The organism is Ureibacillus sp. MALMAid1270 (genome assembly GCF_049202975.1).
GTDB lineage: Bacteria > Bacillota > Bacilli > Bacillales_A > Planococcaceae > Ureibacillus.
The window spans coordinates 34,087-58,018 of sequence record NZ_JBMIRP010000097.1; the positions used below are offsets into that span (position 1 = coordinate 34,087).

Annotated in this window: 25 protein-coding genes; 22 read left to right on the forward strand and 3 right to left on the reverse strand. The window is 33.2% G+C overall.

Translation table 11 applies throughout. The annotated features are described in order from the left end of the window. Positions 1-11 precede the first annotated feature (11 nt). From ispG to ACOQFO_RS15535, 3 genes are all read right to left on the reverse strand, one after another. Positions 12-1,121 carry a flavodoxin-dependent (E)-4-hydroxy-3-methylbut-2-enyl-diphosphate synthase gene (gene ispG / locus ACOQFO_RS15525; RefSeq protein ID WP_421690586.1) on the reverse strand — a complete coding sequence of 370 codons (1,110 nt, stop codon included), beginning with the start codon at positions 1,119-1,121 and terminating at the stop codon, positions 12-14. Between the two features lie 194 nt (positions 1,122-1,315). Continuing rightward, positions 1,316-1,660, reverse strand: a complete 345-nt coding sequence (locus ACOQFO_RS15530; RefSeq protein WP_421690587.1) for a hypothetical protein — start codon at positions 1,658-1,660, stop codon at positions 1,316-1,318. A 52-nt stretch (positions 1,661-1,712) separates the two neighbouring features. Then, the gene (locus tag ACOQFO_RS15535; RefSeq protein ID WP_421690588.1) at positions 1,713-2,225 is read right to left on the reverse strand and encodes a DUF1189 family protein; all 513 of its coding nucleotides are present in this window, start codon (positions 2,223-2,225) and stop codon (positions 1,713-1,715) included. A 290-nt stretch (positions 2,226-2,515) separates the two neighbouring features. Here ACOQFO_RS15535 and ACOQFO_RS15540 point away from each other — a divergent pair, with 290 nt between their 5' ends. From ACOQFO_RS15540 to ACOQFO_RS15645, 22 genes are all read left to right on the forward strand, one after another. Further along, positions 2,516-3,121, forward strand: a complete 606-nt coding sequence (locus tag ACOQFO_RS15540; protein ID WP_421690589.1) for a superoxide dismutase — start codon at positions 2,516-2,518, stop codon at positions 3,119-3,121. A gap of 126 nt (positions 3,122-3,247) precedes the next feature. After that, positions 3,248-3,430 (forward strand): hypothetical protein, encoded by a 183-nt coding sequence (locus ACOQFO_RS15545; protein WP_421690590.1) that lies wholly within the window; start codon positions 3,248-3,250, stop codon positions 3,428-3,430. A gap of 170 nt (positions 3,431-3,600) precedes the next feature. Continuing rightward, on the forward strand, positions 3,601-4,509 hold the full coding sequence (locus tag ACOQFO_RS15550) for a patatin-like phospholipase family protein (protein ID WP_421690591.1): 909 nt from the start codon (positions 3,601-3,603) through the stop codon (positions 4,507-4,509). Between the two features lie 49 nt (positions 4,510-4,558). After that, positions 4,559-4,978: a pyridoxamine 5'-phosphate oxidase family protein gene (locus ACOQFO_RS15555; RefSeq protein ID WP_421690592.1), complete on the forward strand. Its 420-nt coding sequence runs from the start codon at positions 4,559-4,561 to the stop codon at positions 4,976-4,978. Positions 4,979-5,276: 298 nt separating this feature from the next. Further along, on the forward strand, positions 5,277-5,498 hold the full coding sequence (locus ACOQFO_RS15560; RefSeq protein ID WP_421690593.1) for a hypothetical protein: 222 nt from the start codon (positions 5,277-5,279) through the stop codon (positions 5,496-5,498). A gap of 171 nt (positions 5,499-5,669) precedes the next feature. Then, positions 5,670-7,085 (forward strand): FAD-binding oxidoreductase, encoded by a 1,416-nt coding sequence (locus ACOQFO_RS15565; RefSeq protein ID WP_421690594.1) that lies wholly within the window; start codon positions 5,670-5,672, stop codon positions 7,083-7,085. Beyond that, positions 7,075-8,421, forward strand: a complete 1,347-nt coding sequence (locus ACOQFO_RS15570; protein ID WP_421690595.1) for a (Fe-S)-binding protein — start codon at positions 7,075-7,077, stop codon at positions 8,419-8,421. The genes ACOQFO_RS15565 and ACOQFO_RS15570 overlap by 11 nt, the downstream gene beginning before the upstream one ends. A gap of 29 nt (positions 8,422-8,450) precedes the next feature. Beyond that, positions 8,451-9,560, forward strand: a complete 1,110-nt coding sequence (locus ACOQFO_RS15575) for a CdaR family transcriptional regulator (protein ID WP_421690596.1) — start codon at positions 8,451-8,453, stop codon at positions 9,558-9,560. A gap of 208 nt (positions 9,561-9,768) precedes the next feature. Beyond that, entirely contained in the window at positions 9,769-10,800 is a 1,032-nt protein-coding gene (locus ACOQFO_RS15580; RefSeq protein ID WP_421690597.1) for a DctP family TRAP transporter solute-binding subunit, read from the forward strand. 12 nt (positions 10,801-10,812) lie between these two features. Beyond that, complete coding sequence (locus tag ACOQFO_RS15585) at positions 10,813-11,355, forward strand: TRAP transporter small permease (protein WP_421690598.1); 543 nt, start codon at positions 10,813-10,815, stop codon at positions 11,353-11,355. Further along, the gene (locus ACOQFO_RS15590; RefSeq protein ID WP_421690599.1) at positions 11,352-12,677 is read left to right on the forward strand and encodes a TRAP transporter large permease; all 1,326 of its coding nucleotides are present in this window, start codon (positions 11,352-11,354) and stop codon (positions 12,675-12,677) included. Before ACOQFO_RS15585 ends, ACOQFO_RS15590 begins: the two co-directional genes overlap by 4 nt. A 19-nt stretch (positions 12,678-12,696) precedes the next feature. Further along, complete coding sequence (locus ACOQFO_RS15595) at positions 12,697-13,443, forward strand: SDR family NAD(P)-dependent oxidoreductase (protein WP_421690600.1); 747 nt, start codon at positions 12,697-12,699, stop codon at positions 13,441-13,443. Continuing rightward, on the forward strand, positions 13,436-13,918 hold the full coding sequence (locus ACOQFO_RS15600; protein WP_421690601.1) for a PCC domain-containing protein: 483 nt from the start codon (positions 13,436-13,438) through the stop codon (positions 13,916-13,918). The genes ACOQFO_RS15595 and ACOQFO_RS15600 overlap by 8 nt, the downstream gene beginning before the upstream one ends. A 5-nt stretch (positions 13,919-13,923) precedes the next feature. Next, a complete protein-coding gene (locus ACOQFO_RS15605; protein ID WP_421690602.1) occupies positions 13,924-15,405 on the forward strand; it encodes a class I adenylate-forming enzyme family protein in 1,482 nt (493 codons plus the stop codon). Beyond that, positions 15,402-16,538 carry a thiolase domain-containing protein gene (locus ACOQFO_RS15610; protein WP_421690603.1) on the forward strand — a complete coding sequence of 379 codons (1,137 nt, stop codon included), beginning with the start codon at positions 15,402-15,404 and terminating at the stop codon, positions 16,536-16,538. Before ACOQFO_RS15605 ends, ACOQFO_RS15610 begins: the two co-directional genes overlap by 4 nt. Next, the gene (locus tag ACOQFO_RS15615; RefSeq protein ID WP_421690604.1) at positions 16,539-16,868 is read left to right on the forward strand and encodes a Zn-ribbon domain-containing OB-fold protein; all 330 of its coding nucleotides are present in this window, start codon (positions 16,539-16,541) and stop codon (positions 16,866-16,868) included. It abuts the gene before it with no gap. Between the two features lie 52 nt (positions 16,869-16,920). Beyond that, on the forward strand, positions 16,921-17,895 hold the full coding sequence (locus ACOQFO_RS15620; protein ID WP_421690605.1) for a DMT family transporter: 975 nt from the start codon (positions 16,921-16,923) through the stop codon (positions 17,893-17,895). Positions 17,896-18,020: 125 nt separating this feature from the next. Then, the gene (locus ACOQFO_RS15625) at positions 18,021-19,280 is read left to right on the forward strand and encodes a M48 family metallopeptidase (RefSeq protein WP_421690606.1); all 1,260 of its coding nucleotides are present in this window, start codon (positions 18,021-18,023) and stop codon (positions 19,278-19,280) included. 220 nt (positions 19,281-19,500) lie between these two features. Further along, the gene (locus ACOQFO_RS15630; RefSeq protein WP_421690607.1) at positions 19,501-20,097 is read left to right on the forward strand and encodes a histidine phosphatase family protein; all 597 of its coding nucleotides are present in this window, start codon (positions 19,501-19,503) and stop codon (positions 20,095-20,097) included. Between the two features lie 219 nt (positions 20,098-20,316). Continuing rightward, positions 20,317-21,984, forward strand: a complete 1,668-nt coding sequence (locus ACOQFO_RS15635) for an EAL domain-containing protein (RefSeq protein ID WP_421690608.1) — start codon at positions 20,317-20,319, stop codon at positions 21,982-21,984. 139 nt (positions 21,985-22,123) lie between these two features. Next, on the forward strand, positions 22,124-23,218 hold the full coding sequence (locus ACOQFO_RS15640) for a histidine kinase (RefSeq protein ID WP_421690609.1): 1,095 nt from the start codon (positions 22,124-22,126) through the stop codon (positions 23,216-23,218). Beyond that, positions 23,215-23,856, forward strand: coding sequence for a response regulator (locus ACOQFO_RS15645; RefSeq protein WP_421690610.1), 642 nt, complete (start codon positions 23,215-23,217; stop codon positions 23,854-23,856). The genes ACOQFO_RS15640 and ACOQFO_RS15645 overlap by 4 nt, the downstream gene beginning before the upstream one ends. Positions 23,857-23,932 lie beyond the last annotated feature (76 nt).

The window sequence follows — 23,932 nt, forward strand, 5'->3', positions numbered from 1 at the left end:
ATAACTCCTGATTAACCCTGAGTCGATTCTGCTTTCGCTCTTTCCTCAGCCATTTCAGCTGCAAGTTTGTCGATTTCTTTTTTCAATTCTTCTACCATTGTTTCTTCAGGAACTTTACGAACAGTTTTCCCTTTCATAAATAGAAGACCTTCTCCACGTGCACCTGCAATCCCGATATCTGCCTCACGTGCTTCACCAGGACCGTTAACTGCACAGCCTAATACAGCAACCTTTAATGGTACATTTAGTTTAGAAATATATTCTTCAACTTCATTTGCAATTGAAATTAAGTCAATTTCAATACGTCCGCAAGTTGGACAAGAGATTAATGTTGCCATGTTTGAAGCCAAACCGAATGATTTTAATAGCTCACGAGCAACTTTTACTTCTTCAACAGGATCAGCTGATAATGAAATACGTAAAGTATTTCCAAGACCTCTTGAAAGAATTGCACCAAGACCTGCTGCAGATTTTACAGTACCAGCGAATAATGTTCCTGATTCTGTAATACCTAAGTGAAGTGGATAATCAAATGCTCTTGAAGCTTTCTCATATGCTTCAATTGCTAAATTAACATCTGAAGCTTTCATAGATACGATAATATCATGGAAATCTAAGTCTTCTAATATTTTAATATGATGTAGGGCAGATTCAACCATACCATCAGCAGTAGGGTAGCCATATTTTTCTAAAATGTGACGTTCTAAAGATCCAGCATTTACACCAATACGAATTGGAATCCCTTTTGCTTTTGCAGCATTTACAACTGCTTCAACTTTTTCACGACGGCCAATATTACCTGGGTTTATGCGAACTTTATCTATGCCGTTTTCAATTGCCATTAAAGCTAACTTATAATTAAAATGAATATCCGCTACTAGTGGGATATGTATGCGTTTTTTAATATCTGCGATTGCATTTGCTGCACGTTCATCTGGAACTGCTACTCGGACGATTTGACAGCCTGCTTCTTCTAATCGCAGAATCTCTGCAACAGTTGCTTCTACATCATGTGTTTTTGTTGTACACATACTTTGTATAAACAACTCATTACTACCACCGATTGTTAAATTACCTACACGTACTGGTCTTGTTTTTGTACGGTGTGTCATTTCATTCATTAAAAATTCTCTCCTTTATAAAGGTACGGATATGAAATAAGTAAAGCCATTGGCATGCAACAGTTAGTCAAGGTAAGAAATCATTTTCTTGAAAAATGTATAAAAGTCTACCAAGCCAAGGCTATAAGGATTGTTTTGTACCATAGCCACTCTATTTTATCAGTGTTCGAAAGGAAAAGACAAGGATATAGAAGCTATTGTTTTGAACAATTATTATATACATTAACATATACAGGAATTTTGATCAGTTCCCCCGGCACCATAGCTTGCTTCTGAAGATGCGGATTTAACTGATAAAAACGAGCTAAACGCTCTGCATTCGGTACTTCTACCTCTGAAGGATATACTGCAAACAAAGACTGAGGAGAATCTCCCATTTCAGTAATAACAGGAATTGTTTTTATAGTAAATTCTTTCTCACATTTTTGATTAGAAGTAGGGTGTTCAAAAGAGGCTAGTGGTATAGTTCCTTCTGTTAAATCTATCTTAATGACAAAGGCAATCATAAATATAATGGCAGTAATGATAATATAACGCATAAAAATATCCCTCCTTTCTCCACTATATGAAGACAAGAGGGATTCATGCATATTATTTCACTGGCATTTTCGGATATTTTGTAGACGCTATGAATAATAGAAAAACCGTAATAATTATTCCTAGTAAAGTTCCTATTGAACTATCGATAGGAATAAAAGGAAATAGAATAAATAATAGAGTATTCCACGTTATTGCTAACGAGGCAGATCTCCACATATGGCGATATTCCCCACGTCGTTTCATTAACTTTAGTATACCAAATCCAACAAGTGCAAAAATACTAATTTGGATAAATAAAAGGGTAGTAGAAGTTAAAAATAATACGATAAGAGAAAATGGATATAATAACCATTGTATATCTTCTACATACTGAGCAAATCCTTCAATATTGAATGTATTCTCATTTGACACTCCAGTTATATATTGTATAAATGAAAATATCGTTAAAAATGTAGTAAGTATAAATACATATTGAATAACTTTTCCAATTGTAAGCATTCGATAACCAGCTAATTTTTTTGGGTGAATTAAACTATCAATAAAAAGCTGTGAATGTTTAACCATTTTGTCACCTCCACCATTTGAAAGTTTACCATGAAATATTAGAAAAATGAATTGGATTCAACTCATGTGCTCTACATATCTAAATTGGAATTGAAAAATGTATAAAGTATTAGCAGATAGGATATAGTAGGATGTGGAATCAATTCTATTAGGTTATGAATATCGTTTTTAGTTCAGTCAAAAGGCTGAAATATAGACAAATTAAGTGTCAATTATTTGAACGAAACGAATTAATTTGATAACCTACTAATGTATTCAACATTATTTCTAAATCTAGGGAGGAAATACAAATGGCTTACGAATTACCAAAATTAACTTATGCATATGATGCATTAGAACCACACATTGATGCGAGAACTATGGAAATCCACCATTCAAAACACCACAATACTTATGTTACAAACTTAAATGCAGCAGTTGAGGGTACTGAATTTGCTGGTAAAGATTTAATCGAATTAATTTCAAATATCGATGCACTTCCAGCTGACAAACAAACGGCAGTACGTAACAATGGTGGTGGACATGCTAACCATACATTGTTCTGGGAAATTTTAGCTCCTGGTGGCGCAACTGCACCAACTGGTGAATTAGCTGCTGCTATTGATGCTAAATTTGGTAGCTACGATGCTTTCAAAGAAGAATTTGCAAAAGCTGCAACTGGCCGTTTCGGTTCAGGTTGGGCTTGGTTAGTTGTTGATGGTGGCGAAATCGCAATCACTTCTACTCCAAACCAAGATTCTCCAGTAATGGAAGGTAAAACACCAATATTAGGTTTAGACGTTTGGGAGCATGCTTACTACTTAAACTACCAAAACCGTCGTCCTGACTACATCTCTGCATTCTGGAATGTAGTAAACTGGGATGTTGTTGAAGCGAAATACCAAGCTGCAAAATAATAAAATCCATTATCATTAATAGTGATTTTTAGAGCGGACTCTTCACATTAAGGGTTCGCTCTTTTTATGTTTTCTAGCATAACAATTTTCAATATGCGCATATTAACTTTGTGGAGGTGACCCAACTTGGCAAAGGATAAAAAAGCTAAAAAAGGATTAGATCGTGAAGAGTATGGCTATGGTTTCGATTTAAGTCCTGATGATTTTGACGTAATTGGTCAAAATGATGCGGCAAAAAGAAAAAATCAAAATGAAAACAGAGATAAAAAAGATAATGAACATACCCCATCTAAATTAAACGAAAGTTGATAAGTATATTCGGGATAAATTAAAGTATTTGGCAAAGACATTTCGTTTATGCCAAATACTTTTCATTTTTTGCTAAATGATGTTTTTCTAATTAAACCTTATCGACATAAGTTCTAAACATTCACCATTTTTCTTAAAGTATAGAAAAGAAAAAGAATGGGGCGTTTGCTGTGTTAATCGATGGGGTATTTTCAGGTGGTGGTATTAGAGGGTTTGCTTATGTTGGAGCAATGCAAGTGCTCGAAGAAAGAGGTATCTACTTTAAACGGGTCGCTGGAACAAGTGCTGGTGCAATTTTAGCTTGTTTTGTCGCAGCAGGATATAATGCTAAAGAAATTGAAAAATTATTAGATGAACTTGATCTTAAATCACTTCTAGATCCTCCTAAATTTTCTCGAACTCTCCCGTTTTTAAAATGGCTCAATTTATATTTTCGTATGGGATTATATCAAGGAAAAGCGTTAGAAAAATGGTTTTATAAAAAACTAGCTGCTAAGGATATATATACGTTTGATGACTTGCCAAGAGGTTCCCTCAAACTAGTAGCCTCCGATTTGACAAATGGGAGAATGGTTGTTATTCCTGATGACCTACCATCATATGGATTCAATTGGAAAACATTCTCGGTTGCAAAAGCGCTAAGAATGAGTTGTGGTATACCATTTTTCTTTGAACCTGTAAAATTGAGGGATAATAAAAAAGAAGAATGTATTTTTGTTGATGGTGGTGTATTAAGTAATTTCCCACTATGGATATTTGATAATGGTAACAAAGAACGTCCTTTACTAGGACTTAAACTTAGTAGTCCTCGAGAAGAATCTGAACCACATACGATTAAAAATGGATTAAATTTATTTGAAGCACTTTTCTCTACAATGAAAGACGCTCACGATAAACGTTATATTTCTAGGAAGCATGAGAAAGATATTATTTTTATTCCAGTTGATGACTATAGTGCGACTAATTTTAACTTGGACAAAAATTCGAAGAAAGAATTGGTTAATATCGGTAGATCAAGAACAGAGAAATTTTTAACAAGTTGGTTACCTCAAGAACAAGTTTTATATAGGATAAAGTAGCCTCACAATTGTAATAATAAATGTAGCATTTGATGAGGAGATGATCTTTATGGCAAAAACAAATAGAGAAATTGCAGAAAAAATATTAGAAGATAATATGATTGGAACAATGGCTACTATCGAAAACAATAAGCCTCATTCTCGTTATATGACATTTTTTAATGACAATTTTACTTTATACACGGTTACAAGTAAAGATACTCATAAGGTAGAGGAATTGTCTAATAATCCCTATACCCATATTCTAATAGGGTACGATGGTAAAGGATTTGGAGATTCATTCCTTGAAATTGAAGGTAAAGTTGAAATTTCATCTGATGAATCAATAAAGGAAAAAGTATGGAATAAGGCATTACGCTTTTGGTATGATGGTCCAGATGATCCGAGAATGGTTGTATTAAAAATAACACCAAGCCAAATTCGTTTAATGAATACAAAAGGGGAAGACCCGAAAATCGTAGAATTATAATAAAATTAATTAAATGATGATGTGATAAGGTTGACTTGAAGATTCAGGTTAACCTTTTTTATTTCACAAAATACGTACAAAAAATTCACGAACAAATTCATTTTTCGGATTTTAGTTTACAAATGGAATAAAATTTATAAATTCATTTTAATTAGTCTAGTTAGATGCGAACAAAAAAACATTGCATGAATACACTATAGTAAAAGAAACCACATATTACAAAAAGAATTGAAAACGTTTTCAAATTAAACCTAACTAATCTCGGACTATACATATCAAAAGTTAGGTGGTGAAGCAAATGGAGTTCTTTTTATTAGGATTAACGCTTTGGTTGTTCGTCATTGTATCATTAATATTCATGGTAAAAGGTTTTCAAAAAAAATCTTCCCCAATTGTCTTTGTAAGTATCGTTGGTTACCTTGTACCTATGGCAATCTTTACAATGTATGAACAATACTTTATCGCCTTCGCACTTCTAGCTATAATTCCGTTTGTGGCTGCATTTCAAATGAAACGTTAAATGAGAATAGAAAGATTGGGTTAGCGTAAATCGCTAGCTCTTTTTTTATTTTTTAGACGTTTTATATAAAAAGAGGAGTTTTAATCATTAATATTTAATCATTAAGTACATATTATTTAAATTTTCCAAATTGTATAATAATTTTATTAGATAAATTTGTGGGGTGGGTTTATGGATAATCAAATAGTCCAGCAATTTATAAATATTGTTGGTGAGAACAATGTTAAACAATCAACAGCACAACTTCTTGCCTATTCTTATGATGCAACAGCTAATTTTCAAGCTTTGCCAGATTTAGTTCTATCACCAAGAAACACGAAAGAAGTTTCTGAAATTGTAAAAATATGTAATGCGAACAAAATTCCAATTGTTCCAAGGGGATCAGGTTCTAATTTAGCTGCAGGAACGGTTCCAAATCAAGGTGGAGTCGTGTTGTTATTTAACCATATGAACAAAATAATAGATTTTGATAAAGAAAACTTAACGATTACAGTTCAACCAGGGATGATTACCGCTGATATTTGTAAATTTGTTGAAAATGAAAATCTATTTTATCCACCAGATCCTAGTTCAATGAAAATTTCAACAATTGGTGGGAATGTTAGTGAAAATTCAGGGGGACTGCGCGGATTAAAATATGGTGTTACTAAAGATTATGTGAAGGGGCTCACAGCTGTATTACCAAATGGAGAAATCGTTCAGACAGGTGGAAAACTTGCAAAAGACGTAGCTGGTTACGATCTCACATCGTTATTAGTAGGTTCTGAAGGTACACTCGCAGTAATATCTGAAATTACATTAAAACTAATTCCATTGCCGAAATATAAAATGACTAGTATAGCTTATTTTGAATCATTAGAAGCAGCTGCAAAAACTGTTTCTTCAATTATTGCAAATAAGATTATTCCAGTTACCCTAGAGTTTCTTGATCGAAAAACGATTGATGCAGTGGAACAGTTTATGAAAATCGGGTTATCAACAGATGTGGAGGCAATGCTTCTATTGGAACAAGACGGTGATTTAAGTCAGGTTGAGCAAGACATACATGAGATGACGGAAATTGCAGTTGAAAATGGAGCAACATTTGCAAAAATTGCAAATGACGAAGATGAAGCTGAACAACTAAAAACTGCAAGACGTGTAGCTTTATCTGCTTTATCGAGGCTTCGACCTACGACAATATTAGAGGATGCGACAGTACCTCGATCTGAATTAGCTGAAATGGTAAAACGAATTGATCGTATTGCAGAAAAATATAATCTAACCATCGCTACCTTTGGTCATGCAGGGGATGGAAACTTACATCCAACGTGCTTAACAGATCTGCGTGATGAGGATGAGTTAAAACGAGTTGAAGAAGCATTCGAAGAGATATTTGAAGCAGCGTTATCTTTAGGTGGTACAATCACCGGAGAGCATGGGGTCGGTGAAATGAAAGCACCTTATTTGGAATGGAAAGTTGGGGAATCAGGTATTCATTTAATGAAAGGGATAAAAGCCGCATTTGATCCTAATAACATAATGAATCCTGGGAAAATGTTTGCGAAGAACACGAAAAAGAGAGTGGTGTTGCAAAGTGTCTATTAATGTAGCAATGCAGAAATCATTTCTAAAACATGTAGAAGAAGAATTACTTTTAGATTGTATGAGGTGTGGTTTTTGTTTATCGTCTTGTCCAACGTATATTCATACAGAACAAGATGAATCACAATCACCACGTGGACGCATAGCTTTAATGAAAGCCATTCGAGATGGAAAGATTCAATGGGATTCTTCCGTTGAGGATTCTTTTAACCTATGCCTAGGATGTAGAGCATGTGAACCAGCGTGTCCAGCTGGGGTTCAGTATGGTGCATTAATTGAACAAACAAGGGACGCTGTTCAGGAAGTGAAGCCTCAAAAGAATTTTGAAAAAACAGTTCGTAACGTTACGTTTAATCATTTATTTGCTGACAAAAAAGATTTAAATAAAGCGGTTAAATTAGTCCGATTTTATCAAAAATCTGGGTTGCAAAAAGTTACGAGAAAAATAGGGTTTTTAAATTTATTCCCATCGTTTATGAAAGACATGGAAAAAGCATTACCTGAAGTTCCAAAAAAGGTTGAAAAACTAGAACCAATTAAATCATCCAAAGTTAAAGTAGCTTTTTTTACAGGATGTTTAATGGAATCACTTTTTAAAGAAATAAACGATAAAACAATTGAACTAATAAAATTATTAGGTGCAGAAGTCATTATTCCAACTGGACAACAATGTTGTGGGGCATTGCATGCACATAGTGGGGAGCTTGCTAAGGGATTGCGTAATGCAAAAGTAAATGTAGAAGCTTTTGATAGTGATGAGTACGATTATATCGTCAACAACGCTGGAGGTTGTGGTGCATTTTTAAGTGAATATGAAAAACATTTAGAAAGCGATCATAAATATAAAGAAAAAGCACAACGTTTCTCATCAAAGATGATTGATATTTCATCGTTATTAGTGAAATTAGGTTTAATAGATTATTTAAATACATTACCAACATCTTACACAACAGTTATTGCAACATACCAAGACTCTTGTCATTTACGTAACGTTAACAAAGTGTACGAACAACCTAGAAGGCTTATACAATCTCTACCAGGTGTACAATACAAAGAAATGTTGAAAGCAGATAGTTGTTGCGGATCTGCTGGTATCTATAATTTATTACAACCCGAAATGGCTGGAAAAATATTAGAAACTAAAATGGGCTATGTAAAAGAAGTGAACCCGACCTATATTGTAACTTCGAATCCGGGATGTTTAATGCAAATGAAAGCGGGTATTAATAAAGAAAAACAAACAAGTACTATTGAAGCTGTCCATATTGTAGAAATTATCTATGAACAAATTAAAAAGGTGTCTAAGAACTTATCAACATATGAGGCTATAACACATTAAACAGACATGTTTTGAAGGGGGAGCAAAATATGTTTGATTTGCAGTTTATTGGTACAAAAATAGTAGATGAACTGAAAAAATTAATTGATCAAGATGTTGTTGTTATTGATCATAATGGTTTTATTATTGCTAGTACTGATGTATCACGTATCAATCAATTTCATGAAGGATCAATACTTGCGATGAAAAATAAACAAGTCATGCATATGACGAAGGAATTGGCTAGTAGATTAAAAGGCGTTCGTGAGGGGTTCGTTATGCCTTTGATCATAGAAGATACACCAATTGGGGTAATCGGTGTAACAGGGAAACCTTCTGAGATTGAAAAGTACGGAAAACTTGTTCAAAGAATTACAGAATTATTTGTAGAAGACTTTTTAACACGACAGGAAAAAGAAAGAGACGCTAGAATGTTTGAATTCTTTTTAGTAGATTTACTAAGTGGAAGAATTGATAAAGAGATACTGGCGCAACGTGTCGATCTGATGGGGATTGAAACAGAAATCTATAATCGGGTTATTATAATAAAAGTAGATCGACGGTTAGAATATAATGAGATTAATTTTTTGAATAGTATTCAAACGATTCACCCAAAACTGCGAATTACCCAATGGAGTTTTGATAAGTTAATAATGCTAGTTCCTAATGTATCTCGGGAACTACTAGATACCGGTTTACGTACTTTGAAGAGAAAAATTGAAAAAAAGTTCAAATCACAAGTTTTCATTGGTGTTGGAAATTGTGAAGATTTTTATAGTTTAAGCGAATCCTATAGTAAAGCAAATATCGCATTAAATATAGCTATTGCAGATGAAACGGAAATTGTATTTGAAGAAGATTTAACGATCGATTTATTATTGTCGGAAATAGAAGAATATAAAATTCAAAATTTCATAGATCGAACGATTAAACCAATCATATCCGACGAGGAACTATTACTCAATCTTGAAAAATGGCTAAACAGTAATTCATCCCTACAAGATATTGCAAATGAACTTCATATCCATAAAAACACACTTAAGTATAGATTGAAAAAAATTGAAAAATTATTAGATCTAGATTTGAACCAAAGCAAAATAAAATTAGATCTTAATTTGGCAATCTACTTATATAGAAAATATTATTATAAAAAGGCTTGAACAGAAAATGTTCTAGCCTTTTATTTATTGGGTAAACCAATTAAAGATCTCACTTTTATGTATTAGTTGGACAAAAAATATTAAAAAAGAGTGGGAATTTTTATGTCCTTTGTATATATATATTTAATTTTCAGAATTATAAAATAATTATAATTCAAAGTGATACTATACTTTGAAAATTATTGTAATTGCAAAGGGGATATGTTAGGTGAAGACGTTTAAAAAGGGGAAATTTCTATTAATCTCGTTATTAGCACTATTAACTCTAGTGTTAGCAGCTTGCGGAGGTTCATCTTCAAGTAATGGAAGTAGTGGTGAAGCAAAATCTTATAATTTAAAAATGTCAGTAACAGTTGGTGAAGCTTCAACATGGTATGAAGCAGCAAAAAAACTAGCGACTGACTTAGAAAAAGAAACGGATGGTCGTATTAAGATTGAAGTATTCTCTAACGAACAATTATCGGGCGGGGATTCTGGGAAAGCAGTTGAAGGTTTAGCTAAAGGATCAATTGACTTAACTTTTAACTCTACAATTATTTACTCAATTCTAGACCCTAAATTCGGGGTTGCAAGTGCACCATTCTTATTTGATAACCTTGACCAGGTAGATAAAGTATTTGCTGGAAAAGGTGGAGAAATGATTAAAGAACTTCTTGCTGAAAAAGGTGTACATGTTCTTGGTTACGGTGAAAACGGATTCAGACAATTAACTAATAGCAAAGTAAACGTAAAAACACCATCTGATTTAGATGGATTAAAAATTCGTATTCCTGGTATTACAATGTACACAGATTTGTTCCGTGAATTAGGAACTGACCCTGCAACGATGACATTCTCCGAAGTATTTACAGCTCTTCAACAAGGGACAATTGATGGTCAAGAAAATCCAATCGATGTAATCTATTCCGCAAAACTTAATGAAGTCCAAAATTATTTAACATTATGGAATTACTCATATGACCCACTAGTTTTAGGGATTAATAAAGAATTATATGACTCTTTGAGTGATGAAGATAAAGCGTTATTTGATCGTTTAGGTAAAGAAGCAGCTGCATATCAAGTGAAAATTACACGTGAAAGAGAAGCTAAACAAATTAAAGAATTAGAAGAAAAAGGTATGACAGTTTATACACCATCTGCTGATGAAATTAAAGCATTTAAAGATACTGTTCAACCTATTTATGATAAGTATGAATCAATCTGGGGAGCTGACTTATTAGAAGCATTCCAAGAAAGATAATGGAGGCGTGGCATGAAAATACTAGATTATTTTGAGGAAATTATTTTATTTATAACATTCTTGACAATTACATTAATAACGTTTGCCAATATATTATCTAGGAATTTTTTTAAATTCTCTTTCTCCTTTACAGAGGAAATAACGATAAATTTGTTAGTTCTATTAACCTTTGTTGGTACAGCTCTAGGTGTGCGTAGATACGCACACCTAGGATTTACTTTAGTTTACGACATTGCAGGAAAACTGGGGAAAAAGGTAATCTCATTAATCTCTTCAATTATCTCAGCAGGATTGTTCGCAATTTTACTATATTACGGGTATGAAATGGTTGCATTTCAAATGAAAATATCTCAAACAACACCTGCACTAGGAATGCCGCAGTGGATTCTATCCTTAGCATTGCCAATAGGAGCGCTTCTTTGTTTAATTCGTACTGTACAAGTAACTTTAGAAGAATTAAAACAAGTAAATAATATTGAAGATATTAAAGATGAAGCAAATGATGAAATAAATACAGTTGAGACTGAAGGTGTGAAAGGAGAAGTGAAAATATGACAGCAATTGCCCTATTTGGTTCCTTTTTAGCATTAATTGCATTACGTGTTCCTATTGCTGCTTCTCTTGCAGTATCTTCGGTTATTGTATTATTTATTTCAAACGGTTTTGGAAGTTTTGAAGTTGTGACAGACATTATGTATACAAGTGTTGCGAAATTTACATTGCTTGCAATTCCTTTTTTTATTTTAGCTGGTGTCATCATGGACCATATTGGAATTTCAAAAAGATTAATCGATTTTGCTCAAGCATTAGTAGGTCATCGTAAAGGTGGAATTGTTCTAGTAACAGTATTAGTAGCAATTTTTTTCGCTGCAATATCGGGTTCAGGTCCAGCAACTGTAGCTGCGATTGGAGGTATTTTAATACCTGCAATGATAAAAAATGGCTATCGTAAAGAAACAGCTGGGGGATTAGTAGCAAGTGCAGGTGCGATTGGCATTATCATTCCACCATCCATTGCATTCATCATTTTTGCAATAGTTGCTGGTGATCAAATTCCGATAACGATTAATCGCTTATTTATGGCGGGGATTATTCCTGGTATTTTAGTTGGAATAGGGTTATTTATTGCAGGGATGTACGTAAGAAATCGAGATATTAAACGTGGAATATTTAATCAATCTGTAGAGTTGCAAGTAAGAAAAAGCACTAGTAAAGAAAAATGGGATGCATTTGTTAAGGCTATTCCAGGATTATTAATGCCAGTGATTATTTTAGGTGGTATTTACGGTGGATTTTTCACACCTACTGAAGCAGCAGTAGTAGCTGTTATGTATGGTCTTATCATTGGTATTTTCATTTTACGTAAAGGTTATTTCAAAGTACTTTATAGAATATTTATTGAATCTGCACTACAAACAGCTGTGGTGATGATAATTGTAAGTGCGGCATCTGTATTCGCCTACATAGTAACAACGGAACAGATTGCTGCAACGGTTTCAGATGTTGTGTTAGGAATTACAGACAATAAATATATCATTCTATTACTAGTTAACATTATTTTACTTATTGTAGGTGCATTTATTGACGCAATTTCAGCATATTACATTTTCGTGCCGATATTACTACCGATCATGTTGCAGTTAAATGTAGACCCAACCGTATTCGGGGTATTTATGACAATTAACCTTGCAATCGGTTTGTTTACACCACCGGTAGGATTGAATTTATATGTGGCAGCTAGTATGTCAAAAACGAATATTTTACAAATTTCACGTGGCGTAGTGCCTTTTATTATTGCTTCAATCGTTGTTCTATTAATCGTAACTTATATTCCTATCATTACAACATTCTTACCAGATTTACTTGGAGTGAAATAACAGCAAAGGGGAAGTGTTTATGAATTTTAAAGATGATGTTGCTATTATTACGGGGGCTGCAAGTGGTATTGGTCAAGAAGTTGCAGTCCAATTATCTAAACAAGGAGTTCATACGGTTTTAGTAGATTTAAATAGTTGTAAAGAAACAATTTCAAGATTAGCTCATGAGAGTTATTTAGAATGTTTAGGCGATATCCGTGATGAAAAATTCGTTCGTGCTACAGTAAACCGAACAATTGAGAAATACGGTGAAGTTCATATATTAGTTAATAATGCTGGTACAGCAAGTCGAAAAGATATTGAAACAATGACTTTAGAAGATTGGGACCGGGATTTAAACACGAACTTAAAAGCAACTTTTTTATTTATTCAAGCATGTGTTTACCCTCATATGAAGGATGCAGGATACGGAAGAATTATTAATATAAGCTCTGTTTCTGGGTTAAATGGTGGTGTCACTTCTGGTGACGGAGGCAAAGGCAGATCCGGTCCAGCTTATGCTGCTTCAAAGGGTGGGGTTATTGCCTTAACAAAATGGGTAGCAAAGGAATTAGGTCCATTTGGTATTACATGTAATTCAGTTGCTCCAGGTGCAACAGCAACTGGAATTACTGCCGGTGTCCCATATGATACTAGCCAACAAGTAATTAAACGCATGGGTCAGCCGAATGACATTGCCGGTGCGGTATTATACTTTGCATCTAGAGACTCTAGTTATACAACAGCGCAAGTATTAAAGGTAGATGGGGGAATTTGTATTGGATAACCAACGATTGCAAGCTTTTTATGATAAATCGACAGAGCGAATTGTTGGAAGATTAAAAAAAGATACAGACCTATTTACTGGAATAAAGGAAGTATGTGAACATTTTGGCGTGCGTGCTGGACATTTTCAATGTTTAGGATCCTTAAAATATGCAACATTCCTTCAAGTAGCCAAAGGAGATAAAGAAGGCCTAATAAAATATTCTCCAAAGGTCCAAACAACTTCAGAAGTTGAAATTATTTCAGGAGTTGGATTTATCGGGGTAAACGAGCAAGGTGAACTGGATGTTCACTTCCATGGGACAGTAGTAGACTGCGATAAAAAACTTGATGGTGGTCATTTTATAGAGGGTGAAAACATTACAGCAATCACTGTTGAATTTATAATTCTTCCTTTAAAAGACGTTGTATTAACACGAAAGAATGATGAAATTTTTAATGTACCTGTTTTCACATTTAATCAAAAGGAGGCTTAAGTTCATTGACGACAATCGGGAAACTAGCGTTAAAATCAGCAAAAGCTTATCCAAGTAAAATTGCTGTGAAAGATAAAAATGTTTCATATACTTACGGTGAGTTAGAAAAAAGAGCCTATGCTTTATCAACTTACTTTAATCATATCGGACTGAAAAAGGGAGATCGAATTGGCATCTTAATGTCAAATCGGGCAGAGCATATTGAGTTAGATGTGGCAGTATCCATTGCAGGTTTAGTAAAAGTTCCACTTAACTATCGTCTTCATCCATTAGAACATGAGTATCAAATAAAGGATTCAGGAATGTCTCTACTAATCGGTGAAGAAGAGTTAATAAATAATATAAAAATGGAAATTCCATCGATTTTTGTAGGTAACGATTATGAAGAAATCGTTAAACAATATTATGGTAAATCATATGAAAATGAAGTAAACGAAGATGATTTGATGGCTATTATGTACACTTCTGGAACTACAGGAAACCCAAAAGGCGTAATGCTTTCTCATAGAAATATGGTAACAGGAGCACAATCGCTCGCAATAGCGTGTGAAGTGGATTTTACCGACATAATAGGTCATGTAGCACCCCTTACTCACGGAGCAAACTTTTTAAGTCACGTTGCTTGGCTCTATGGCTTAACACAAATTGTCTATGATAAGTTCGAACCACATCAATTTGTAAATCACCTAGAAGAGGATCGGGTTTCTGTTATTTTTCTAGTTCCCACAATGGTGAACTTAATGGTACAACATGAACACTTTGATCCTATTAAATTAAAAACAATTAAATCAATTAATATGGCTGGAGCTCCAATTGCTGTTGCTAAACTACAAGAAGCATTGGATAAAATTGGTCCGAAGTTTGTCGAAACATATGGTCAAGTGGAAGCGCCAATGTGTATTTCTATTATGCCTCGATATGATTTACAAACTCATCTAGATTCATGTGGTCGAATTGGGCCATTTGTTGATGTGAAAATTGTTGACGATGAAGGTAGAGAAGTACAAAGGGGAGAAATCGGCGAAATTACCGCTAAAGGACCACTCGTTATGAAAGGCTATTGGAATAACGAAAAAGCTACAAATGAGACGTTACAAGATGGATGGCTTCATACGGGTGATTTAGGACGATTAGATGAAAATGGCTATCTTTATATTGTAGATCGTAAAAAAGAAGTCATTATCTCTGGTGGTGTAAATATTTATCCACGGGAAGTTGAGGAAGTGTTAAATAAACATCCATATGTGAAGGAAACATGTGTTATTGGTGTTCCTGATGAAAAATGGGGAGAAAATGTTGTAGCTTATATCGTTCCAAATGGTCGTGGTGAAGTGATGGATGAAGATCTAATTGATTTGTGTAAAAATCATCTAGCAAGCTTTAAAAAACCGAAAGAGATTTATATTGTTGATACTTTACCAAAGAGCTCTTATGGAAAAATTCTTAAGCGAGAGCTTGTAAAAAAACACATTGGGGTGACGAAATGACCACAGTTTACGTACATGGTATAGGCATGACGAAGTTTGGTAGCTTTGAAGATAAGTCACTAAAAGATCTTTTAATTGAAGCAAGTATAGATGCATTGAAGGACGCCAATCATCCAAAAATTGACGCTGTCTTTGTTGGCAATTTTATGGGCGGGACATTGTCTAATCAAGAAATTCTAGGGGCAATTGTTGCGAATGACTTAGGGTTAGGTTATATACCTACTGCAAAATTAGAAGGGGCATGTGCCTCAGGAGGAATCGCTCTACGACAAGGTGTATTAAGTATTTTAAGCGGTGAATATGAAAATGTCCTTGTAGTTGGTGCTGAAAAAATGAAACACGCCTCAACAGCAACAGTTACCCAATTTATAAACACTGCAATGGACCAAAGTACAACAGAAAAAGAAGCAGGTTTAACATTTCCTGGATTCTTTGGTACTGTAGCAAATCGATATATGTACCAGACAGGGGCACGAAAAGAGCATCTTGCAAAAGTTGCTTTAAAAAATAGGGAAAATGCTATGAATAATCCATTAGCTCAATTCCAAAAGCCTACTACGATTGAGGAAATAGTGAATGCTCGTATGGTTACTGATCCATTAGGTTTATTTGACTGTTCTCCAATTACAGATGGTGCAGCTGCTGTCGTCTTGTCTAGTAAGCCATCAAATATTAAGGTGCGTGCTTCTTCACAAAGCTCGGGTCCAACATTAATGCAAGACGCAATCGAATTGTTATCTCTTCCTGCTGTTAAATTATCTGGTGAAATAGCATATGAAAAAGCAGGATTAGGTCCAGATGATATAGATGTAGCTGAAATTCATGATTGCTTCTCAATGACAGAAATACTATCCATTGAGGAACTTGGCTTTTTCCCTAAACTTGAAGGTTGGAAAGCAGTTGAAGCAGGAGAAACAAAAGTAGATGGGAAAATTCCAGTTAACACGAGTGGTGGCTTACTATCTAAAGGACACCCAATTGGAGCAACTGGAGTATCTCAAATCTATCAACTTGTTCGTCAATTAAGAGGGAATGCTCCAAATCAACTTGCAAAACAACCGAAAATAGCAATAGCTCAAAATTTAGGTGGTACGGGTGCCTATTCTGTAGTTCATATATTGGAGAGGGTGTAAATGATGAAAGTATATGAATGTTGTGGAATTGAGTCTGTGACAAAAAAAGTATATTGTAGCTCGTGTGGTAAAGAAATTACAAATGAAATTGACGTACCAGATGAGGGAACAGTTTATAGTTATACTGTAATTCAAGTACCGCCAGCACAATTTGCACATCTTGCCCCTTATACCGTTGCATTGATACAACTAAAAAACTCTAAAGCAAAGGTAACTGCTCGAATTTTAGAATCAGTAGCAATCGGAGATCATGTGAAATTAGATTCAGTTGTAGATGGGGCATACGTATTTAAAAAAGTAGGTAGTAGTAAAGTACTCCATAATTCGTAATGAATTATGGGGTTTTTCCTATTGCTTTGCGAGTATAAAGAGGGGCGATCTAATGAGTAATGCTAAAATCTATACAATATTAGTATTAGTTATGTTAGCTTGGGGATTAAATGTTACTTGGCTAAAAATTATTGTTTCAAACGGAGATCCGTTAACTTTACAATCCTTTAGAATTTTTTTAGCGGGTATTACAGTATTTACTTTTTTAATAATTCTAAGGCAAAAACTATATGTACGAAATATGCCTTGGAAATATATATTGTTAGGTAGTTTTTTCGGTGTTATTTGTCACCACGCATTTTTAGCATTTGGAATACAGCAAACAACTGGAACAAAAACTGCAATAATCAGTGGACTTAGTCCGTTAATAGTTGCGTTAATTGCTGTTATTTTTAAAGACACAATTATGACTAAATCTAAATTAATAGGTTTTATTTTAGGTGGAATAGGTGTTTTAATAGCAGTCGTTAGAGATTTTCGTGAATTGCTGAATTGGGAAATGGGAGATATTTTAGTTTTCCTTTCGTTCTTTTTACAGGCTTTTAGCTTTATTGCAATTAGAAGAGGAACAAGAACCATCTCTCCCTTATTAATGACTGCATATATGTTAACAATTGGTTCGATTTTATTGGTGATAAGCTCGACTTTAATCAATCCATCTAGTATTGTTTCTTTTGCTACAGCGAATTTAACTTTTTGGTCTGTCTTTTTATTATCCGCTATAGTTGCAACTGGATTAGGACATAGTCTTTACAACTTATGTATAAAGCATATTGGTACAGCTGAATCTGCTATTTTTGTTAATTTGAATACAGTTTTCGCATTGTTTGGAACGACAATTTTATTACATGAGTTCATTACTTACCAACAAATTACGGGGACAATTATCATCATTACTGGTGTTATAATTGGAACGAGCAATATTGAATCAATAATTATTAAGTTTAAAAATCGACAGAAGAAAAGTCTTGAAGATGAGATTTTTTTAAATACAGATTGTCTAAAGGAAGAACAGAAAGTTCAATAATTTAAAATAAGTAGACATGTAGTCTCATTCTTATAAAGAGTTTAAGTATGAAAATTAGTTCTATCTTTTGTTCTATTTGATTATATTAGTGTAGAAATGAAATGAATCACTATAGGTGGGTGTTTATGGCGAAAAAATGGGGAATCCGTGCGTTAGTGGCCTTTGGCATTTATGTGCTTATTATGTATTTCTATCTTTTCCACTTAAATAATGGAGGTATTCCTGATTCTTTAAAAGGGTCAACCAGTGATCCAGAAACATTCATGACAGAACAAGAACTATTATTAAGTGGAGAGTATTCTAAAATAAGAAACTTTTTATTTTTTATTTTGACTCCATTTGAATGGTTACTGTATTTATTTATATTGATTTCAGGGTTATCATATTTGTTTGAAAAATGGTCAACAGTTACAAGATGGAAAATTATGCACAATGCCATATATTTATTTTTATTATCATTATTAACATTTGTTGTGTTCTTTCCAATTAACTATTTTCGATATACATTAAGTAAAAGTTATGGAATAAGTACTCAAGAGTTTTCTTCTTGGATGAGAGATAATATTATCGATTTTTGGGTTAATTTTGTTATAACAGTTATCGTTATTTCTGTACTCTATTGGCTCATAAAGAAAAGTACAAAAAAATGGTGGTTTTATGCATGGTTATTAACCATACCATTCTCTATCTTTTTAATGTACATACAACCGGTTATTATCGATCCGCTATATAACGAATTTTACCCATTACAAGACAAGGAACTAGAAGCAAAAATTTTGTCGTTAGCTCAAGAAGCAGATATTCCAGCTGAACATGTTTTCGAAGTGAATATGGCAGAAAAAACAAATGCATTAAATGCTTATGTCACTGGGGTTGGAGACAATTCAAGAATTGTTTTATGGGATACGACGTTAAATCGGTTATCTGACGAAGAAATTCTATTTATCATGGGTCATGAAATGGGACACTATGTTGAAAAGCACATTTACATTGGGATCGTTGGGTATGTTTTAATGATGTTTGTCGGATTATGGTTGATTTCAAAAATCTTGCCATGGTTAATACAAAAGTATGGAAAAGAATTGAAAATAAAAAGTCTCAAACAGATTCATTCACTACCTTTATTATTACTAGTATCATCTTTTCTATTATTTTTCTCTAATCCATTCTATAATGCAGTTTCTAGATATCAGGAAGCTAGGGCGGATCAATTTGCCATCGAACTAGTGGAGGATCCAAATGCAGCAATTAGTGGGTTCCAAAAATTAGCGAAGGCAGGCTTAAGTGAAGTTAATCCACCAGCTTTAATAAAATGGTTTAGATATACTCATCCACCTATGCTAGAAAGAATAAATACCATTGAAGAATCGATCGAACAAAAGTGATTAAAAATTAAGGAAGCGTTCAAAGTTTGTTGAAACGCTTCCTTTCTCTTTAGAAATTTTACAATCTATTTAGTAAAAAATAGGTTTCTTTTTACCATTTTTGTTTAATTAATAGTATGATTGTAATTAGTAATGGGTCATTTGTAAAATTGGCTTATAAGGAGATGCGTGGAAATAATTGGGTGATACATAGGTAATTATACATAAGGGGGATGATCGTATGACGGTCATTTGTTTAGTACGTCATGGGGAAACGGATTGGAATAACCAACGAAAAATTCAAGGTAGAAAAGATATTCCACTGAACGAAATGGGAAGTTTACAGGCGAAAGATTGTCAAAATTATTTAAGCAAGTTTGATTGGAATGTCATTGTAACGAGTCCGCTTCAACGTGCAAAACAGACTGCTGAAATTATTAATGAAGAACTACAGTTACCCATTGTTGTAATGGAGGAATTTATCGAAAGGGATTATGGGGAAATCGAAGGACTAACAATTGAAGAAAGATTAAAATATTTTCCGAATTTCGAATGCCCAAGCCAAGAAAAATTCGAAGTTGTTAGAGAAAGAGTCATGTCGGGAATAAACAGATTACATGAGTTGTATAAAAATCAAAATATTATTGTTGTAGCCCATGGTGGTGTGATAAAAGTTCTGCTAAATTCATTGTTCAACGAGGAAGTCATTTCAAGGAAAAATGGACTTTTTAACGGTGGAATGAGTCATATTATCTATGATGATGGTTGGTATGTGAAAGATTACAACCGAGTGAGTCATCTATCAACCTTAAATACTATAAAGGATAAAAAGTTCTGAATATTTTACATTTTCTTCATATTAATATAAAAATATGACTAGCCATTGAAAGATATTTTACGAAATATGATAGTAAATAGTAAAAAAATGACTAAATTTCGGTGTGCTTTGTTGTAGTTAAAATTTAGGTGAGATGTGATTTATTGATAAAAAGGTAGATTCTTTACTCTTTTTCCAATAATATAGACAAATAAGGAACAATTGGAAGGTGGATTGAGGATGCAAGAGATAGAGAGGAAGACATCCGAATTACAAAACGTATTTGATCAAATAGGAGAACAAATCAATTTTCCATTTTTCATAACAAATCCTAATATAGCAAACGAACCTATCGTATATGTCAATCCAATGTTCACTAAACTTATTGTTGTAAGAAATGATGAAGTTATTGGTGAAAGTAAAGAAACATTCCTACATAGTAATTTTCATTTTAAGACAATCGATGGTCCAAATGAATTCGAATTAAATAACCTACAGGAGCAAACTCATGTAGAAATTTATAAAAAAGACGGATTTACGGTTTGTTTTAATTACACTGAACATAAGCTAATTGATAATAGTGGGAAACACATATATACGCTCTCTGTCTTGATAAACATAAACAAATATAAAGAAGAAATAGTAAACTTATCATTTTATGATCCGATTTCAAAGCTTCCAAATTATCACTATTTCCTCGAACATATAAATAAGTTGATCGATATGAATTCAAAGGGGTTTATTTTGACACTTCAGCCAGGAGATTATTGTCAAATTGCTGATACATTTGGGAGACAACAAATAAGCCTATTACATAAGGAATTATATAAAAGGGTGCAGGATTTATTAAAAGATATTCCATCTGTTATTGCGCTTACTTCTGAAGGCACAATTGTTGTTGCTGGACAATGTGATGAAAATGACATGAAAAAGTACGTAGACCAAATAGTAAATATCGTTAATCAACCGTTTACTTTGGATGAAATAGAATTATTTATCACATTAAAAGTAGGTGTAAATTCATTAAATGAATTTACTTCTAATATAGATGAATGTGTTCGTCAGGCGAATATTGCCTTAAGTTATTCCCGAAAAAAAGCGGGTAATTCGATTACATATTTTGAAAAACAATTTAGTACGGATTTGAAAGAAAAAATATTAATTCAAAATGAATTAGTCCTTGCGATTCGTAAAAGAGATATTAAAGTATTTTTACAACCTAAAGTTAATATTGTTGATGAAAAAATTGTTAGTTTTGAAGCATTAGCGAGATGGAATTCTCCTAAATTCGGACAAATCCCACCAGTAGTTTTTATTGAAGCAGCCGAATCAATTGGAATGATTGAAGATTTGGATTTTCTCATTATTGAACAGGTTTTAGAATGGCTACTGAATAGAAAACAAAGTAATTTACCTTTGTACCAAGTTTCTGTAAATATTTCACCAAGTCATTTTTACTCTGAAAACTTTATTGAAAAATTACGAGCAGTCGTAAATCGCTATGGAATCAATCCACGGTATATCAAAATCGAATTAACTGAAAATATCGGTTTAGTCGATTTAGAACGTGCAAAGCAAATTATTAACGATTTAAAACTTGAAGGTTTTGAAAGCTCAGTAGATGACTTTGGAATTGGCTTTTCTTCATTAAGTTACTTACACCAACTACCTGTTAATGAATTAAAGATTGACCGAAGCTTTATCAATAATATTAACGACAATGGTGGAAGTGCAATCGTAAAGACAATAATTGAATTGGCGAGAAGTATTAACCTTACTGCGGTAGCTGAAGGTATTGAAAGTGAAGAACAGTTAGAATTTATCCGTGAGATGAGCTGTAATGTTGCTCAAGGTTATTACTTTTATAAACCAATGACATTAGAAAAAGTTGATGAATTATTAATCTAATATATTTTGAATAATAATCACAGAGGTAGTTTATGCCTCTGTTTTTTTCTTTATAAATAATTTACATGATTCATAAAATTAGACATATGCAAAAATGGTATAATTAGGTGATTTGAATAAGAATGGATGGGTTCACTTTATGAAGGAATTATTATTGCGATTTGGTAGTTTAACGTTACTAATATTTATTCTATTATATCAATCTTATCAATCAAATGATCCAATGGTTAGCGTGTTCATCGTCTTAACGATCATTTTAGTATTATATTTTTTATTACCAGTCTTTAAGAAGCCTATCGTTAATTACTTAATGATCGTATCTTTGTTCTTAATTGTTGCTTTTCTTAATTTACAAATGGAGTATTGGTTAATTTTGTTATCCTTCTTTTTATTAGATGGTACATTTAACCTTATGACTCGTGAATTTTTTATTTATATTTTTTATGTCTTATTACTATTAATTACTTTCTCAATTATGGATGTTCTTCATTTACATAGTTTATTGTTGTTCAGCCTCCTTCTTATTTGTACGATTTTTTTAAATCATTATGCAATCAATATAAATGAAAAAAATGAGTTGTATGAACAACTTTTATTACAATATAGAAAACTAAAAAGACGTTCCGTAGAACAAGAAGAGCTTGTACGTGCTGAGGAACGGACTAAAATAGCTCGCGATATGCATGACTCCGTAGGCCACAAGCTAACTGCTTTACTTATGCAATTAGAAGTAATGGAATTAAAAAATAAACCAACAGATTTACATTATATTAAGCAATTAGCAAGAGATAGCTTAGAAGAAACGAGATATGCTGTTCGTCAATTAAAAGTAAATGAAACTACAGGAATACAATCTGTTATTCAATTAATTCGAAAGTTAGAAATGGAGAGTAATCTAATTATAAAATTTACTCTCGAAAGAGGTATATTGTCCATTCCATTAACAAATGAGCAAAGTATTGTACTTTATAGAGTATTACAGGAGTCTTTAACAAATGCCATGAAACATAGTGAATCGAAGGAAGTCGAAGTTACCATTACACTTAACGCGTTACAGCATGTGCATTTTTCTGTGAAAAATAAAGTGTATGCTCATTACCCGATTGTTCAAGGATTTGGGCTTAAGAATATGAAAGAACGCTTTCAAGAAATAGAAGGAGATTTTAGGGTAAACAAAACGGATCAACAGTTTATTGTCGAAGGGACATTTCCGTTAAGGAGTGAAGGAAAATGACGGTACGCATATTACTGGTGGAAGACCAAGCGATTGTTCGAAATGGATTAAAAATGATTATCGAACAAGACTCAGAATTTCAAGTTGTAGCGGAAGCGAGTAATGGTATAGAAGCTTTAAAAATGATCGAAAAAGTACATATAGATTTAATTATAATGGATGTTCGAATGCCAGAAATGAACGGAATTGAAGCAACAAAACGTATTAGAACCCGTTTTCCTAATATGAGAATAATAATTTTAACAACTTTCGATGACGATGAATATGCCTATCAAACATTAAAAGATGGTGCAATGGGCTTTATTTTAAAATCGTCACCACCTGAGAAACTTCTTACTTCTATTCACAGTGTGTTAGATGGTGGCATGGTCATACAGGAAGATGTCGCAGCGAAGTTAATGCCTAAACTATTACAACAACAATATACATCATTTGAAAAACAGCCCATCCCATTATCAGAACGAGAGTTAGAAATTGTAAAATTAGTAGGGGAAGGTAAGACAAACAAAGAAATTGCCAATGCACTATTTTTATCCGTCGGGACCGTTAAGAATCATATAACTAATATTTTACAAGAATTAGAGCTTCGAGATCGAACACAAATTGCCATATATGCTATCAAGAATGGTCTTGTTTAAGTAATTTATTCACAATTATTGGAAAGTAGTCTTGTATATTCATAAGACTGCTTTTTTTTATGACTTAAGTCATTTT

Excerpts from the sequence above, each read along its gene's own strand:
- ACOQFO_RS15565 (WP_421690594.1), top strand. The coding sequence starts at position 5,670 with ATGGATAATCAAATAGTCCAGCAATTTATAAATATTGTTGGTGAGAAC.
- ACOQFO_RS15640 (WP_421690609.1), top strand. The coding sequence starts at position 22,124 with ATGAAGGAATTATTATTGCGATTTGGTAGTTTAACGTTACTAATATTT.
- ACOQFO_RS15595 (WP_421690600.1), top strand. The coding sequence starts at position 12,697 with ATGAATTTTAAAGATGATGTTGCTATTATTACGGGGGCTGCAAGTGGT.
- ACOQFO_RS15590 (WP_421690599.1), top strand. The coding sequence starts at position 11,352 with ATGACAGCAATTGCCCTATTTGGTTCCTTTTTAGCATTAATTGCATTA.
- ACOQFO_RS15615 (WP_421690604.1), top strand. The coding sequence starts at position 16,539 with ATGATGAAAGTATATGAATGTTGTGGAATTGAGTCTGTGACAAAAAAA.
- ACOQFO_RS15635 (WP_421690608.1), top strand. The coding sequence starts at position 20,317 with ATGCAAGAGATAGAGAGGAAGACATCCGAATTACAAAACGTATTTGAT.
- ACOQFO_RS15530 (WP_421690587.1), bottom strand. The coding sequence starts at position 1,660 with ATGCGTTATATTATCATTACTGCCATTATATTTATGATTGCCTTTGTC.
- ACOQFO_RS15630 (WP_421690607.1), top strand. The coding sequence starts at position 19,501 with ATGACGGTCATTTGTTTAGTACGTCATGGGGAAACGGATTGGAATAAC.
- ACOQFO_RS15645 (WP_421690610.1), top strand. The coding sequence starts at position 23,215 with ATGACGGTACGCATATTACTGGTGGAAGACCAAGCGATTGTTCGAAAT.
- ACOQFO_RS15555 (WP_421690592.1), top strand. The coding sequence starts at position 4,559 with ATGGCAAAAACAAATAGAGAAATTGCAGAAAAAATATTAGAAGATAAT.
- ACOQFO_RS15585 (WP_421690598.1), top strand. The coding sequence starts at position 10,813 with ATGAAAATACTAGATTATTTTGAGGAAATTATTTTATTTATAACATTC.
- ACOQFO_RS15535 (WP_421690588.1), bottom strand. The coding sequence starts at position 2,225 with ATGGTTAAACATTCACAGCTTTTTATTGATAGTTTAATTCACCCAAAA.
- ispG (WP_421690586.1), bottom strand. The coding sequence starts at position 1,121 with ATGAATGAAATGACACACCGTACAAAAACAAGACCAGTACGTGTAGGT.
- ACOQFO_RS15575 (WP_421690596.1), top strand. The coding sequence starts at position 8,451 with ATGTTTGATTTGCAGTTTATTGGTACAAAAATAGTAGATGAACTGAAA.
- ACOQFO_RS15625 (WP_421690606.1), top strand. The coding sequence starts at position 18,021 with ATGGCGAAAAAATGGGGAATCCGTGCGTTAGTGGCCTTTGGCATTTAT.
- ACOQFO_RS15620 (WP_421690605.1), top strand. The coding sequence starts at position 16,921 with ATGAGTAATGCTAAAATCTATACAATATTAGTATTAGTTATGTTAGCT.
- ACOQFO_RS15610 (WP_421690603.1), top strand. The coding sequence starts at position 15,402 with ATGACCACAGTTTACGTACATGGTATAGGCATGACGAAGTTTGGTAGC.
- ACOQFO_RS15560 (WP_421690593.1), top strand. The coding sequence starts at position 5,277 with ATGGAGTTCTTTTTATTAGGATTAACGCTTTGGTTGTTCGTCATTGTA.
- ACOQFO_RS15540 (WP_421690589.1), top strand. The coding sequence starts at position 2,516 with ATGGCTTACGAATTACCAAAATTAACTTATGCATATGATGCATTAGAA.